Genomic DNA, 14,532 nt, shown 5'->3' with positions numbered 1-14,532 from the left:
TTTCGGCGTTCAGCCGCGGAACCAGTGCTGCGGCCGGGGTTGGATGTTCTGCCAGATGTGCTTGGGCTCTCGGTACTCGTCCAGGCCGGTCGGTCCCAGCTCTCGGCCCACTCCGGAGTGCCCGAAGCCACCCCATTCCGCTTGCGGCACATAGGGGTGGTAGTCGTTGATCCACACGGTGCCGTGGCGCAGCCGCCGCGCGACCCGCTGGGCCTTGCCCGCGTCCTGCGTCCATACGGCTCCGGCGAGTCCGTACTCGGTGTCGTTGGCGATACGGACGGCGTCGTCCTCGTCGGTGAAGCGCTCGACGGTGAGCACCGGGCCGAAGGACTCTTCGTGAACCACACGCATGTCCTGCCGGCACTCGTCGAGGACGGTGGGCGGGTAGTAGTAGCCGCCCGAGAGCGCGGGGTCAGCGGGGCGTTCGCCGCCGCAGCGCAGTACAGCGCCTTCGGCGATGCCCGCCGCGACATACGCCTCGACCTTCTCGCGGTGCTGTGCGGAGATCAGCGGTCCGGTCTCGGCCTCGGGGTCGAAGGGCCCGCCTAGGCGGATCTGCCGTGCTCGGCGCACGAGTTCGTCGACGAAGGCGTCGTGCAGGGAGTCCTCGACGATCAGCCGGGCGCCGGCCGAGCAGACCTGCCCGGAGTGCAGGAAGACGGCCGTGAGGGCGAAGTCCACGGCCGTCTCGAAGTCGGCGTCGGCGAAGACGACGTTGGGGTTCTTGCCGCCGAGCTCCAGCGCGACCTTCTTCACGGTCGCCGCGGCCGTGGCCATGATCCTCTTGCCGGTCTCCAGGCCTCCGGTGAAGGAGACCATGTCGACGGCCGGGTCCTCGGAGAGCGGTGCGCCCACCTCCGGGCCGGTGCCCAGGACGAGGTTGGCGGCACCCGCCGGGAGCCCGGCCTCCTCCAGCGCCCGCATCAGCAGGATCGAGGTGGAGGGGGTGAGCTCGCTCGGCTTGAGGACGATCGTGTTGCCCGCGAGGAGGGCGGGTGCGACCTTCCAAGAAGCCTGCAGCAGCGGGTAGTTCCAGGGGGTGATCAGCCCGCACACGCCGACCGGTTCGTAGGTGACGCGACTGAGGGCGTCGTCGCGACCGGTGTCGACGACGCGGCCTGCGCTGGTGCCGGCGATGCCGCCGTAGTAGCGGAAGCAGGAGACGACGTCGGCGATGTCGTACTCGCTCTCCACCAGCCGCTTTCCGGTGTCCAGCGACTCGGCGCGGGCGAATTCCTTGGCGTCGCGCTCGAGGATGTCGGCGGTGCGCAGCAGCAGCGCGCCGCGCTCACGCTCGGGGGTGCGGGGCCAGGGCCCCTCGTCGAAGGCCCGGCGGGCGGCAGCGATGGCTGCCTCGGTGTCGGCGCGCGTCCCTTCGGATACGGTCGCAGTGAGCGTGCCGTCCGCGGGGCAGCGGATTTCCCGGCGGCCTCCGGCCACGGGCTCGCGCCATTCTCCGTCTGCATACAGGTCTGCCACGCGGGAGCCCTTCGACCAGAATTCGTTGCGCATCGTGCACTGAATTGCTCGTGGTGGAACACCTTGGCCGAATGAACAGACATACGTCAAGGGGTCAGAGGATGACGATTTCGGCATGGGAGCACTTGTCCGGCAACTCTTGACCGCGAGCCGCACGGAGCCCAACCATGTTGCGTATCGCTCACCATGTTGTGCAATACGCACCGACGGAGGCTGCACATGTCCCCTCGACCGCAACCTGGCCGTGAGTACGTCCTCACCCTCTCCTGTCCGGACACCGCAGGACTGGTCCACGCCGTGAGCGGCTTCCTCGTCAGGAATTCCGGCAACATCCTGGAGAGCCAGCAGTTCGATGATCGACTCCAGGGCCGTTTCTTCATGAGGGTCCACTTCGACGTGTCCGACCCGGACGCCGATTTGAAAAATCTGCGTTACCGATTCGGTCCCGTCGCCGAGGCCTACGGGATTTCCTGGACCATCCGCGACGCCTCCACGCCGACCCGGGCGCTCATCATGGTGTCCAAGTTCGGCCACTGCCTGAACGATCTGCTCTTCCGCCGGCGCACCGGCGCGCTCAACATCGAGATCCCCGCGATCGTCTCCAATCACCGGGACTTCGAGGGGCTGGCGGAGACCTACGGCGTCCCCTTCCACCACATCCCGGTCACCAAGGACACCAAGGCCGACGCCGAGGCGCGGCTGATGGAGCTGGTGCGCGAGCTGGACATCGACCTGGTGGTGCTGGCCCGCTACATGCAGGTCCTCTCCGACGACCTGTGCAAGGAGTTGGAGGGCCGCGCGATCAACATCCACCACTCCTTCCTGCCGAGCTTCAAGGGAGCGCGTCCCTACCAGCAGGCGTACGAGCGCGGCGTGAAGCTCGTCGGCGCGACGGCGCACTACGTGACGCCCGAGCTGGACGAGGGGCAGATCATCGAGCAGGACGTGGTGCGCGTCGACCACTCCCTCGACCCGGACGAGCTGGTCACGGTCGGGCGGGACGTGGAGGCGCAGGTGCTGGCGCACGCGGTGAAGTGGCACAGCGAGAGCCGCGTGATGGTGGAAGGGAACCGCACGATCGTCTTCCGCTGAGCGCTTGGTCGTACACAATTCGCGGGGCGGGCCGGATTCCGGCCCGCCCCGCGAATTGTGTACGGCTATGCGGGCTACCCACCGAGGCGGTCGAGCATGGAGCGGCGCCACCGCTCGGTCTCCGCGATCTGGTTGAAGGTGAACAGGTGCAGGCCCGCCACCCCCGCTGAGGGCGCGGTGAGCGCCGCGGCACTTCGGTCCAGCAGCCGCTCGGGCGAGTAACCGCCGGGTGCCGCGAACCGCAGGAACCACGAGGCGTGCTTGGTGAGAAAGCGCGTCGACTCCCCCACGCCGATCTTCGCCGCCATCGACAGCAGTTTCGCCCGCTGCACGGGCCCCGCGACGCCCACATGGACGGGCAGGGTGACGTCACGGCACCGTATCCGCGCCACCCAGTCCCCCAGCACGCGCGGGTCGAAGCACAGATTGCTGACGATGTACGTGGCGTGCGCGCGCTTGTCCCACATCGCCTGGATGGTGACGTCGTCGTGGATGAGCGGATGGCTCTCTGGATAGCCGGTGATGCCGACATGCGTGAAGGGGCCCCCGAACTCGCTCAGCCTGCGCAGCACGGGCAGGGCCCCGTCGTACGCCCCGGCCGGCGGGTCGGCGTCACCCGCCGGCACGAAGACGTCGTCGACGCCCACCGCACGCAGCCGATCGACGACGTCCTTCAGGTGCGCGTCGTCCCGCAGCAGCCGCGCGGGCACATGCGGGACGACGCGGTAGCCGTGCCCCGCGAGCCGGGTGGTGAGGTCGAGGGTCGGCTCCAGGCCCTTGACCGGCGACGCGGTCACGGTGACCACTATGTCGCGCGGGACATGGGCGAGGACCTTGTCCTCCGTCGACTTCGCGGGCAGCACCTCGTAGCGGACGCTGTCGAGCAGCGCACGGAAGCTTTCGGCGCCCAACGACTACCCGGCCTGCGTCGGGGCGCCGGCCTGCTTCTCGGCGTCGCGGTGCCGGTAGTACGCGGCCTTGGAGGGCGGCAGCGGCTCCTTGCCGAGGATGAGGTCGGCCGCCTTCTCGGCGACCATCATCACCGGCGCGTAGATGTTGCCGTTGGTGACGTACGGCATCACCGACGCGTCGACGACGCGCAGCCCCTCCACGCCGTGCACGCGCATGTTCGTGGGGTCGACGACGGACATCTCGTCGGTGCCCATCTTGCAGGTGCAGGACGGGTGGAGGGCGGTCTCGCCCTCCTTCGCCACCCAGGCGAGGATGTCCTCGTCCGTCTCGACGGACGGCCCGGGCGAGACCTCACCGTCGTTGTACGGGGCGAGAGCGGGCTGGTTGAGGAGCTTGCGGGCGACGCGGATCGCCTCGACCCACTCGCGGCGGTCCTGTTCGGTGGAGAGGTAGTTGAAGCGGAGCGCCGGGTGCTCCTCCGGGTCGCTGCTCTTGATCTTCACCGAGCCGATGGCGTCGGAGTACATGGGCCCGACGTGCACCTGGTAGCCGTGCCCGCCGGACGGCGAGGAGCCGTCGTAGCGGACCGCGATGGGCAGGAAGTGGAACATCAGGTTGGGGTAGTCCACGTCGTCGTTGCTGCGCGCGAAGCCGCCCGCCTCGAAGTGGTTGGTCGAGGCCGGGCCCTTGCGGAAGAGCCACTGCAGGCCGATGAAGGGAGCACGCCACTTCGCCATGTACGGCTGCATCGAGACGGGCTGCCTGCAGGCGTACTGGACGTACACCTCCAGGTGGTCCTGCATGTTCTCGCCGACGCCCGGAAGGTCGTGGACGACGTCGATGCCGAGCGCGCTCAGCTCCTCGGCGTTACCGACGCCGGAGAGCTGCAGCAACTGCGGGGAGTTGATAGCGCCGCCGCTCAGGATGACCTCTCCGGCGCGCACCTGCTGCGTCTTGCCCCCGCGCCGGTACTCGACGCCGACGGCACGCTTGCCCTCGAAGAGGACGCGGGTGACCAGGGCGCGGGTGGTGATGGTGAGGTTCGGCCGCTTCTTCGCGGGCTTGAGGTACGCCTTGGAGGCGGAGAGGCGGCGTCCCCGGTGGACGTTGCGGTCGAAGGGCGCGAAGCCCTCCTGCCGGTAGCCGTTGACGTCGTCGGTGCGTGCGTACCCGGCCTCCTGGACGGCCTCGAGGAAGGCGGAGAACAACGGGTTGGAGGCGGGGCCGCGCTCGAGGACGAGGGGGCCGTCGTGGCCGCGGAACTCGTCGTCGGGATCGGCCGCGAGACAGTTCTCCATGCGCCTGAAGTACGGCAGGCAGTGCGCGTAGTCCCAGGTGTCCATGCCGGGGTCGGCGGCCCAGCGCTCGTAGTCCATGGGGTTGCCGCGCTGGAAGATCATGCCGTTGATGCTGCTGGAGCCGCCCAGCACCTTGCCGCGGGCGTGGTAGACGCGCCGGCCGCCCATGTGCGGCTCGGGCTCGGACTCGTACTTCCAGTCGTAGAAGCGGCTGCCGATGGGATACGTCAGCGCCGCGGGCATGTGGATGAAGACGTCCCACGGGTAGTCGGGCCGGCCGGCCTCCAGTACCAGCACGCGGTTGCCCGGGTCGGCGGAGAGCCGGTTCGCCAGTGCGCTGCCGGCCGATCCACCGCCGACGATGACGAAGTCGTAGTGCAGGGGAGCCATGGTGCCTCGTCTCGCTCGCGCCGTCGATGTGCGCCGCATGCTAGTACGGGTAGCGCTATACGCACCAGGTTGCGAGAGGCGCAACTTGCAAGATCTGGGTTTCGCTCTCGTTACTTGCGCCGCTGTTGTTTACTGCGCGTATAGTTTCGCTGTGAGCAACTTCAGTTCAGATACCGAGACGACCAGTTCAGGGAGCGGCGGCGTGCAGTCCGTCGACCGCGCCATCAGCGTCCTGGAGATCCTGGCCCAGCGCGGCGAGGCGGGCGTCAGCGAGGTGGCTGCCGAGATCGATGTTCACAAGTCCACCGCGTTCCGCCTGCTCGGCGCCCTGGAGGCTCGCGGCCTGGTGGAGCAGGCGGGCGAGCGCGGCAAGTACCGGCTCGGGTTCGGCATCGTACGCCTGGCCGGCGCGGTCACGGGACGCATCGACATCACCCAGCAGGGGCGCCCGGTCTGCGAGCGCCTCGCGGAGGAGATCGGCGAGACCGTCAACATCGCCGTGATGCAGGAGCAGTACGCGATCAACCTGTACCAGGTGCGCGGTCCTGCGGCGGTCACCGCGCACAACTGGGTCGGCCAGCTGACCCCGTTGCACGCCACCTCCAGCGGCAAGATCCTGCTGGCCCATCTGCCCGCCAAGGAACGCGCCGCGCTGCTGTCCGACGCCGGCCTCGAGAAGCTGACCCCGCGCACGCTGACCTCGAAGACGAAGCTCGAGAAGAACCTCGCCGAGGCCCGGGAGCGCGGCTACGCGTACACCCTGGAGGAGCTGGAGATCGGGCTGCACGCCATGGCCGCCCCTGTCCGCAACCGGGACGGAGAGGTCATCGCGTCGCTCAGCGCCTCCGGCCCCTCGTACCGCTTCACCGAGGAGCGCATGCACGAGCTCTCTCCCGTGCTGCTCAAGGGCGCGGAGGAGATCAGCCACCGGATGGGCTTCCTGGGCTGATCCCCCACGCCGTGTCCTGCACGGCCGTCGCTACTCGGGCTGCCGGGTGCCGAGGCGCTCGTGGATCCAGTCGTGGAACGCGCCGATGTGGTGCTCGCTGGGCACGAGGACGCCGCCCTTGGCGTAGAGGCGGGAGCTCATCGCGGGCTGGCAGCGCTCGCAGGCGTCGAAGTCCTGGCGGTTGACGCGGTCGAAGAGCTCCACGGACCGGCTGACGTCCTTGCCGCTGTCCACGACGTGCTTCAGGTAGAGCCAGTCGCACTCGACGATGGTGCGGTCGGCGGCGACCGGGTACATCCGGTGGAAGATCACGTGGTCGGGGACGAGGTTGATGAACACCTGCGGCCTGACGGTGATCGCGTAGTAGCGGCGGTCCTGGTCCTCGGAGACGCCCGGAATGCGGTCCAGACCCTCGGAGCCGTCGACCGTGAAGCCCTTGACCTCCGCGCCGAACTCGGCTCCGTGGCCGACGTAGTACTGGGCGGCGTAGCCGTCGGCGAACTCCGGGAGCACCTCGGTGAGTTCGGGGTGGATCGTGGCGCAGTGGTAGCACTCCATGAAGTTCTCGATGATCAGCTTCCAGTTCGCCTTTACGTCGTAGACGATCCGCTTGCCGACCTCGAGGTTGTCTATGTCGTAGCGCTCGATGGACTCGGTGTCGCCGAGGCGCGTGATGACCTCTCCGATCACCTGCTCCTCGAAGGAGGGCGGGTTCTCCGCGAGGCAGACCCACACATAGCCGAGCCATTCGCGGGTCGCCACGTTCACCAGGCCGTACTCGGTGCGGCCGACGTCGGGCATCTTGGTGAGGTTGGGCGCCGCGACGAGCTTGCCCGTCAGGTCGTACGTCCAGGCGTGGTACGGGCACTGGAAGGCCCGCTTGACCTCGCCGCTCTCCTCCGTGCAGAGCTTGGCTCCGCGGTGCCGGCACACGTTGAAGAAGGCGCGGATCGAGTTGTCCCTGGCGCGGGTGACCAGGATGCTCTCGCGACCCACCTCGATGGTCCGGAACGCTCCAGGCTTGGCCAGCTCGGAGGAGCGCACGACGCAGAACCACATGTTCTCGAAGATCCGCTCCTGCTCCTGGGCGAAGATCGCGGGATCTGTGTAGTAGGAGCCGGGGAGAGTGGCGATCAGGCTGTCCGGCAGGCTGGTCGAGGTCACAGTGCACTCCTCGCGGGGAACGTCGTGGATCGGTCGTGAACGCGCCGGTGAAGAGCAAGACCGGACGGTGTGGTGCTGAGAGAAGAGCAGCATTCGCGTGCGCGTGTTGTGTATTGAGCAACGCTGCGTGTGATACGCAACTGCAGCATCCGATGCCGCACCGGTGGTGTCAAGACGTGGCGGCTGCGAGCTGCTTGCGCCAGCGGGTGAAGAGCCGCGGCTGGTTCATTCCGAGCACCGCGACGGGATGTCCGGCGCGGCGGTAGACGGCCAGGAAGCTCCGGCTGTCCGGGGAGCCCTCCTCGACCGTCACGCTGTCGGCCCCGGCGGAGTGCCCGGCGAACTGGATCTTCACGCCGTACTGGTCGGACCAGAAGTACGGCGGCTTGGGCACGCCCGGTTCCGCCGCGCCCCCGGAGAGCAGTGTGGCCACGGCCGCGTCGGGGCGCTCGCGGGCGCCGGTCCAGTGCTCGACGCGGCGATGGACTCCCGCGACCGGGTCGTACCAGTTGGCGCAGTCGCCGACCGCGACCACACCGGCGAGACTGGTACGGCCGTCCGCGCCGCACTTCACGCCGTTCTCGAGCACGACGCCCGAGCCCTCCAGCCAGTCGACGCAGGGGCGGGCACCCACTCCGACGACGACGATGTCGGCGGGCAGCGTGCGGCCGTCCTCGAGCAGGACCGCGTTGACGCGGGTCTCCCCGCTCAGCCCCTTGACGCCCACCCCGCACAACAGCCGTACGGCGTGGTCCGCGTGGAGCGCGGAGACGACGCCGCCCATGGTCTCGCCGAGCGGACCGGCCAGCGGTGTGGGTGCCGCCTCGACGACCGTCACGTCAAGGCCCATGCCGTAGGCGGTGGATGCCACCTCGGCGCCGATGAACCCGCCGCCGATGACGACGAGCCGCCCGCCCAGGGCGAGTTCGTCGCGCAGGGCGCGGGCGTCGTCCAGTGTGCGCAGCGTGTGCACTCCGGCGAGACCGTCCGTGCCCGGCAGCGCCCGCGCGGCCGCGCCGGTCGCGATGACGATGCCGTCGGCCCGTAGGGAGCGGCCGTCGGCGAGCTTCACCGAGCGGGTCTCGCGGTCGAGTCCGGTGGCCCGGACCCCGAACAGCCATTCCGCCTGCAGATCCTCGTCGTCCGTCTCCAGCGCGAGGTCCGCTTCGCCCATGTCGCCGGCGAGGAACTCCTTGGACAGCGGCGGCCTGTCGTAGGGGCGGTGCGGCTCGTCGCCGAGGACGACGAGCCGGCCGTCGTACCCCCGTTTCCGCAGTGAGCGCACCGCCGACAACCCGGCCAGCGAGGCGCCCACCACGGCCACCGTCCTCACGCGGCTCCTCCGGCGAGGCGGGAGGCGACGCAGGGCGGCAGGTTCGGCGCGTCGGTGGACGGCTGGACATAGACCATGCCGTCCTCGACCAGGACCTGGTGGGTGCGCACGGGCAGCTTCGCCGGCGGCGCGTCGACTGAGCCGGTCCGGAGGTCGAACTTCGAGGCGTGCAGCGGGCATTCGACCTCGCAGCCCTCCAGCCAGCCGTCGGCAAGCGAGGCGTCCTGGTGGGTGCAGGTGTCGTCTATCGCGAAGACCTCGCCGTCGTCGGTGTGGAACACCGATATCGGCGGGTCGATGTCGAGCCGGAAGGCCTCGCCTCGCGGCAGATCTGCGAGACGGCACGCGGGAATCATCATGACACCTCGGTGCGTATAGCGAAACGGATTGCGGTAAGCGCAACAACAGTCTGAGGTGCCCCCAAACCCTTGTCAAGGAGTTCCGGAGGCACTTCGAGCACAGCTCGACGCGCACGCGAAAACGCCGACGGCGGCCTCGCCGTGGGCGTCGTCGAGCGCCATTGCAGGCGTCGTCGAACGCTGGCGAGACCGCCGTTCCGTCCGTGATGCGGGTCTGGTCAGAAGCCTCGGTCGATCCACTCCTGCAGATGCGGGACCTCGGCGGCGATGGTGGTCGTCTCCCCGTGTCCCGTGTGCACGACGGTGTCCCCCGGCAGGGACAGCAGCCGGTCCCGGATGGAGTCGATGATGGTGCCGAAGTGGCTGTACGACCTTCCCGTCGCCCCCGGTCCGCCGGAGAAGAGGGTGTCACCGCTGAACAGCGCTTTCAGTTCCGGCGCGTACAGGCAGACCGCGCCAGGGGCGTGGCCCGGAGTGTGCAGCACGGTGAGATCGACGCCCGCCACCGTGACGACCTGGCCGTCGGACAGCGCGCCATCGGGCGAGCGGTCGGGATGGGTCTGCTTCCACAGCACCATGTCGTCGGCATGCAGCAGGATGGGCGCGCCCGTATGCGCTGCCAGTTCGGGTGCCGCGTCGATGTGGTCGTTGTGGGCGTGGGTGCACACGATGGCCCGCAGGGTGCGCTCGCCGACGGCTTCGGCGATGGCGTCGGCGTCATGGGCGGCGTCGATGACGATCGCCTCGCTGTCGTCGCCGATGATCCAGACATTGTTGTCGACGTCCCACGTGCCGCCGTCAAGCGAGAACGTGCCCGAGGTGACAAGGTGTTCGATGCGGGCGCCGGCCATCAGAAGACCACCACCGAGCGCAGCACATCGCCGCCGTGCATCCGCTCGAAGGCCTTCTCGACCTCGTCCAGGGCGATGGTCTCGGTGACGAACGCGTCCAGGTCCAGGCGGCCCTGCAGATAGAGATCGATGAGCATGGGGAAGTCCCGGGAGGGCAGGCAGTCGCCGTACCAGCTCGACTTCAGCGCACCGCCGCGGCCGAAGACGTCAAGCAGCGGCAGTTCGAGCTTCATCTCCGGGGTCGGTACGCCGACGAGGACGACCGTGCCCGCGAGGTCGCGGGCGTAGAAGGCCTGCTTGTACGTCTCGGGACGGCCGACCGCCTCGATGACGACGTCGGCGCCGAAGCCGCCGGTCAGGTTCTGGATCGCCTCGACCGCGTCGGTCTGCCTGGAGTTGACGGTGTGCGTCGCGCCGATCTTCTTCGCGGTCTCGAGCTTCCGGTCGTCGACGTCGACGGCGATGATCTTCGCCGCTCCGGCGAGCCGGGCGCCGGCGATCGCCGCGTCCCCGACACCTCCGCAGCCGATGACCGCCACGCTGTCGCCGCGCCCCACGTTGCCGGTGTTGATGGCGGCACCGATGCCGGCCATCACGCCGCAGCCGAGGAGACCGGCGGCCGCCGGGGACGCGGCCCGGTCGACCTTCGTACACTGTCCCGCCGCCACCAGCGTCTTCTCCGCGAACGCACCGATGCCCAGCGCCGGGGACAGCTCCGTGCCGTCGGCCAGGGTCATCTTCTGCTTCGCGTTGTGGGTGTTGAAGCAGTACCACGGCCGTCCGCGCAGACAGGCCCTGCACTGCCCGCACACGGCACGCCAATTCAGGATCACGAAGTCGCCCGGGGCGACGTCGGTGACGCCCTCCCCCACCGACTCCACGACGCCCGCGGCCTCGTGGCCCAGCAGGAACGGGAAGTCGTCGTTGATGCCGCCCTCCCGGTAGTGCAGATCGGTGTGGCAGACCCCACAGGCCTCGACCTTCACCAGCGCCTCGCCCGGACCGGGGTCGGGCACGTTGATCGTTTCCAGGCTGACGGGGGCGCCCTTCCCTCGCGCGACGACTGCACGGACCTGGTGAGCCATGGCCACTCCTCGACTGGTACGAAACCTGGTGGTACGAAACGTGGGCTGATGTTGCTCATTACGGTACTGATCTCACGTTCCGCAACAGTGCCCAGCATCGTGGAGGTCCGATCAGCGGTCAAGGATCGGTGGGCACGCTGCTCAGGAAAGCCGGCGGCCGGTTTCCGCCTCCGCGCAGTGCAGCCGGTCCCGCCTCGCTTTCCGGTTCGCGGACCGGAACAGCACACGGTCGGCGCCCAGCGGGACCGGCGGGTTGCCCCATACGTCCGTGGCCGCCACCCACAGCACCCGGCCGTCGCGGATCGCCGCCACCGAGTCCCGGTCGCTGACGAACAGATGCTCCGGCCCGGCCGCGATCTCGTTCGGCTCCCGCACGACCCGGCCGTCGGGGGCGACCACGGACAGCCGCCGCAGGCGTCGCCGCCCGCCGATCTCGGCCGCGTGGAGCCGATGGCGCCAGGTGAGGGCGTACACCCAGTCGCCGACGCACACCGCAGGATCGGAGAACGAGGTGAAGCGCAACCGGCTCAGCCGAGGACGTCCCAGCGACTCGGCCCGGTCCACACCCGCACAGGCGAAAACCCGGACGCGGCGGCCGAAGGTCTCGGAGAACAGGACACGGCCACCGTCGACGAGGGCGGGCGGCCTGGAGAAATGCTTCAGCGCCCGCTGGGGGAAACGGGTCGTGGACAGTGCCTTCCCGGTGTCGTACGCACGCACGGACAGTGTGGCAAGGCCACCGCCGCTCCAACTGTGGAAGAGGGCCGCATCACCCGTCGTCCCGTCCTGACCCAGGAGGTCGCCGTACCCCTCGTCCCAGACCTCTTCACCGGTGCGAGCGTCCAGGGCGCGGAAGCCCCCGGCGTCCAGGATCACCCGCTCCCCGCGCACGAGCACGCCCCATATCCGCTTGAACCCGTCCTCCCACAGGGTCTCCCCGGTCAGCGCGTCGACACCGGCGATCTCTCCCCGTTCCTCCCTGGTGTCGTTCCACAGCACCACGGTCGAACCGGCGGCCGCCATCCGGTCCAGCTCGCTCTTGCGGCGCGTCCACAGCACCTTCCCGGTCGCCGCGTCCAGAGCGGTGAATCCGCCGGGGTCGCGGTCCCGCAGCACGGGCACCACGACTGCACCGCCCGCGCACACCAGCCGTTCGGGCGCCGGCTTGGTGAGCGCCTCGCTGCACCAGCGGATCCGGCCCTCGTGCGCGTCGACGGCCGCGATCCGGTCGCCCGACACAGGTACGTAGACAGTGCCGCCGACGACGACCGGCTGCCCCAGCGTTCCGGTCGGCGCGCTCAGCGTCCACAGGCCCTTCCCGGCGGACGCCGTGATCGTCAATGGTGGTCTGTCGTCTACCACTTGGGCTCCTTCGGGCGAGATGGTCGGCGCACGGAGCTTAAGCCCTGCCGTCGAACTCCTGGCCGACCTGGGGCGGCCTGCGGCGCGAGATCTCGGCCACCGCTGTGTTCGCGACCATCACCGCAGCCAGGACCACGGCCGCGACAGGGTGGCCCACCCCGTACAGGCCGGCCGCGCCCCCGCCCAGAACCACCGCTTTGACCAGCAGCACCACCGCGAGCGGTGGCCGCAGCCTCGCCTTCGGAGCGGCGAACAGCGCCCACAGCACGACGGCGAGGAGCGGGGTGCCGAGGCCGAGCGCAATCCGGCCGAGTACGTTGCCGCCGGTGGCGAAGCCCCACCAGCCCAGCAGCGCCAGCGCGGTCAATTCGAGCAGGAACGCCAGCACCTCGTTGGCGGTGAACCAGGGCCGCCCACCCCACTCGACCACGGCGGTGCCGGAATCGCGCGCCATCGAGCCCTCCCCCCGCTCGGCTGTTCGACCCGGACCGCAGCATGGCACGAAACGTCCTGCGACGGCTGCCCGCCCCCGATACCGCAGGGAACCGCGGGCTGCCCCTGGGCAGCGGGCTGGCCGCACTGCGCCGCGCCTGCGCCACGCTCCCTCCGTCCGCACTGTCGGAGCCGAAGCACATCATCGACCGAGCCCTGCAACTGCTCGACGTACCCGGACGCGTCGATGACGACACGGCCCTGCTCGCCGCGTCGGTGGCGCCGGTCACTTTGCGCATGTCGGCGTTGTCGTCGACGAGCAGCATGCGGGCGCGGCGGGGCTGCCCGGCGCCGGGGCCGGGCGCAGTCACGCCGCAGACGCACCGTTCATCTCAAATATGCTCTACGTCCGGCCGGGGGTCGACCCAGGCGAGAACGGCAGCTCGTCGGCTTCCGGCGGCTGCGCATACCCGGGTCATTTCCAACAGACGAGGACCTCGGTGCTCGGCAGGCGTTCGGAGAACCGGCCCGACCGGGAGGCCTCCCGCAGCAGGCGATACAGGTCTGCTTGGAAGTCGTCGCGGCGCGCCGCGAAGAGGTGCGGAGCCGAGAACGACATCGAGAACACCCCCGCGACGACGTCGTCACACGTGCGTTCCAGCGCCTGCCCGCCGGGCACGATATGGCGCTGGGGACCGGAGAATCCCGCCCGGGTGAACACCGCCGCCTCATTTCCGGGCGTTCCGTGCCGCAGCACCCCCTGCCCGGCTCGTCGGACCGGTCCCAGGTACTGCCTGACCAGCTCCTCCACTGCCCCATAGGGCACCGCCGGATACGGAAGACAGTCGACGTTCCGGACCTCCGTCTTCAGGTCCGCGATGTGCACCAGCGCCCCGCCGGGCCGGAGCATGTCCATGACGGTTGCCGCCACCAGGTCGCGGTCCATCCAGTGGAAGGACTGGCCGAAGGTCGCGACGGTGAACGTGCCGAGATCTGCGGGCAGGTCCTCGGCCCGTGCCTGCACCCACTGGGACTTCCCGGTGACTCCTGCCTCGGCGGCCCCGCGCCTGGCTTCGGCGATCATCCCGCTGTCCGGGTCCACGCCGACGATCTCGCTGAACAGATGCGCAAGACTCAGGGCAACGGTGCCCGGTCCACACCCCACGTCGACGAGGCGCCCTCGCCCGTCGAGCTTCAGCACCTCGGCGAGCTCGTCCGCCAGCCCGGGGGCGTAAGGCAGCCTCCCGCGCTGGTAATAGGCGGCCGCGCCCGAGAACAACGTGTCGTCCCACTCCCAGCCGACAACCACATCCACCCACCACCTTCGTACGGCGCGCATCCGCGGTGGCGGTGCGGCACCGCCCAGCGTTGCTCAAGCCCTGCCGATCGCCTGCTGAATCGCTGCCAGCATCTCATCGCGATGCGGGCCGTTGTTGCGCGACCACACTGGCGTCCGCCAGCTCGCGGCCACCCCGAAATTGCGGCGCTTGCCGTCCTCAGTGGTGACACGGAGTGACGATCTGCCGACCGAGTCAACGGAAAGCGATGTTCTGAAGCGCCACGGCCCGCGCCTTGTTCGACCAGTCGACTATCAGGTCGATTGCCGTATCGGATCCTGTCGGCCCGGCCACGTTGGCCATCACACTGAGCAACCGGCCTGCGAGGCGCGTGTCCAACGGCCCTTGGTACAGGCGCTGGTTGGTGAGGACGAGCAGACCGCCGATCAACGCGAAGGGAGTCCCAGGGACGTTGACCGAACCGGTCTTCACGCACAGAACCAGTTCTCCAGGCTCCGGCGGCAACGTCACCCACAGCCTGATCCACGG

Annotated in this window: 14 protein-coding genes; 2 read left to right on the top strand and 12 right to left on the bottom strand. The window is 69.3% G+C overall.

What is annotated here, in order from left to right; genetic code table 11:
- Positions 1-9: 9 nt before the first annotated feature.
- Positions 10-1,479, bottom strand: a complete 1,470-nt coding sequence (locus ABT009_RS04335) for an aldehyde dehydrogenase family protein (protein ID WP_351289546.1) — start codon at positions 1,477-1,479, stop codon at positions 10-12.
- A gap of 219 nt (positions 1,480-1,698) precedes the next feature.
- Between ABT009_RS04335 and purU the strand changes: the two genes are divergently transcribed.
- A complete protein-coding gene (gene purU / locus ABT009_RS04330) occupies positions 1,699-2,571 on the top strand; it encodes a formyltetrahydrofolate deformylase (protein WP_351289359.1) in 873 nt (290 codons plus the stop codon).
- Positions 2,572-2,645: 74 nt separating this feature from the next.
- On the opposite strand, the gene ABT009_RS04325 is transcribed toward purU, so the two are convergent.
- Together ABT009_RS04325 and betA are read right to left on the bottom strand one after the other, a co-directional pair.
- Positions 2,646-3,482 carry a methylenetetrahydrofolate reductase gene (locus ABT009_RS04325; RefSeq protein ID WP_351289357.1) on the bottom strand — a complete coding sequence of 279 codons (837 nt, stop codon included), beginning with the start codon at positions 3,480-3,482 and terminating at the stop codon, positions 2,646-2,648.
- 3 nt (positions 3,483-3,485) lie between these two features.
- Positions 3,486-5,171: a choline dehydrogenase gene (gene betA / locus ABT009_RS04320; RefSeq protein WP_351289355.1), complete on the bottom strand. Its 1,686-nt coding sequence runs from the start codon at positions 5,169-5,171 to the stop codon at positions 3,486-3,488.
- A 202-nt stretch (positions 5,172-5,373) separates the two neighbouring features.
- Between betA and ABT009_RS04315 the strand changes: the two genes are divergently transcribed.
- Positions 5,374-6,120: an IclR family transcriptional regulator gene (locus ABT009_RS04315; protein ID WP_351289353.1), complete on the top strand. Its 747-nt coding sequence runs from the start codon at positions 5,374-5,376 to the stop codon at positions 6,118-6,120.
- Positions 6,121-6,150: 30 nt separating this feature from the next.
- Here ABT009_RS04315 and ABT009_RS04310 read toward each other — a convergent pair whose 3' ends face one another.
- The 9 genes from ABT009_RS04310 to ABT009_RS04270 all read right to left on the bottom strand — a co-directional run bounded on the left by ABT009_RS04310 (position 6,151) and on the right by ABT009_RS04270 (position 14,514).
- Complete coding sequence (locus ABT009_RS04310; protein ID WP_351289351.1) at positions 6,151-7,284, bottom strand: aromatic ring-hydroxylating oxygenase subunit alpha; 1,134 nt, start codon at positions 7,282-7,284, stop codon at positions 6,151-6,153.
- 169 nt (positions 7,285-7,453) lie between these two features.
- Positions 7,454-8,617 carry an NAD(P)/FAD-dependent oxidoreductase gene (locus ABT009_RS04305; RefSeq protein ID WP_351289349.1) on the bottom strand — a complete coding sequence of 388 codons (1,164 nt, stop codon included), beginning with the start codon at positions 8,615-8,617 and terminating at the stop codon, positions 7,454-7,456.
- Positions 8,614-8,976, bottom strand: a complete 363-nt coding sequence (locus tag ABT009_RS04300; protein WP_351289347.1) for a bifunctional 3-phenylpropionate/cinnamic acid dioxygenase ferredoxin subunit — start codon at positions 8,974-8,976, stop codon at positions 8,614-8,616. Before ABT009_RS04300 ends, ABT009_RS04305 begins: the two co-directional genes overlap by 4 nt.
- Positions 8,977-9,194: 218 nt before the next feature.
- Entirely contained in the window at positions 9,195-9,827 is a 633-nt protein-coding gene (locus ABT009_RS04295; RefSeq protein WP_351289345.1) for an MBL fold metallo-hydrolase, read from the bottom strand.
- Complete coding sequence (locus tag ABT009_RS04290; RefSeq protein WP_351289343.1) at positions 9,827-10,912, bottom strand: S-(hydroxymethyl)mycothiol dehydrogenase; 1,086 nt, start codon at positions 10,910-10,912, stop codon at positions 9,827-9,829. The genes ABT009_RS04295 and ABT009_RS04290 overlap by 1 nt, the downstream gene beginning before the upstream one ends.
- A gap of 141 nt (positions 10,913-11,053) precedes the next feature.
- Positions 11,054-12,274, bottom strand: a complete 1,221-nt coding sequence (locus ABT009_RS04285) for a PQQ-like beta-propeller repeat protein (protein ID WP_502989810.1) — start codon at positions 12,272-12,274, stop codon at positions 11,054-11,056.
- 37 nt (positions 12,275-12,311) lie between these two features.
- Positions 12,312-12,728 (bottom strand): YrdB family protein, encoded by a 417-nt coding sequence (locus tag ABT009_RS04280; RefSeq protein WP_351289341.1) that lies wholly within the window; start codon positions 12,726-12,728, stop codon positions 12,312-12,314.
- Between the two features lie 453 nt (positions 12,729-13,181).
- Entirely contained in the window at positions 13,182-14,015 is an 834-nt protein-coding gene (locus ABT009_RS04275) for a class I SAM-dependent methyltransferase (protein WP_351289542.1), read from the bottom strand.
- 223 nt (positions 14,016-14,238) lie between these two features.
- Positions 14,239-14,514 carry a hypothetical protein gene (locus tag ABT009_RS04270; protein WP_351289339.1) on the bottom strand — a complete coding sequence of 92 codons (276 nt, stop codon included), beginning with the start codon at positions 14,512-14,514 and terminating at the stop codon, positions 14,239-14,241.
- Positions 14,515-14,532: the final 18 nt, after the last annotated feature.

Origin of the sequence: Streptomyces sp. NPDC002896, from assembly GCF_040295225.1 — a bacterium.
GTDB lineage: Bacteria > Actinomycetota > Actinomycetes > Streptomycetales > Streptomycetaceae > Streptomyces.
The sequence above is the reverse complement of the archived record's forward strand: the minus strand, read 5'-3'. Positions and strand labels throughout refer to the sequence as shown.

Excerpts from the sequence above, each read along its gene's own strand:
- purU (WP_351289359.1), top strand. The coding sequence starts at position 1,699 with ATGTCCCCTCGACCGCAACCTGGCCGTGAGTACGTCCTCACCCTCTCC.
- betA (WP_351289355.1), bottom strand. The coding sequence starts at position 5,171 with ATGGCTCCCCTGCACTACGACTTCGTCATCGTCGGCGGTGGATCGGCC.
- ABT009_RS04300 (WP_351289347.1), bottom strand. The coding sequence starts at position 8,976 with ATGATGATTCCCGCGTGCCGTCTCGCAGATCTGCCGCGAGGCGAGGCC.
- ABT009_RS04295 (WP_351289345.1), bottom strand. The coding sequence starts at position 9,827 with ATGGCCGGCGCCCGCATCGAACACCTTGTCACCTCGGGCACGTTCTCG.
- ABT009_RS04290 (WP_351289343.1), bottom strand. The coding sequence starts at position 10,912 with ATGGCTCACCAGGTCCGTGCAGTCGTCGCGCGAGGGAAGGGCGCCCCC.
- ABT009_RS04280 (WP_351289341.1), bottom strand. The coding sequence starts at position 12,728 with ATGGCGCGCGATTCCGGCACCGCCGTGGTCGAGTGGGGTGGGCGGCCC.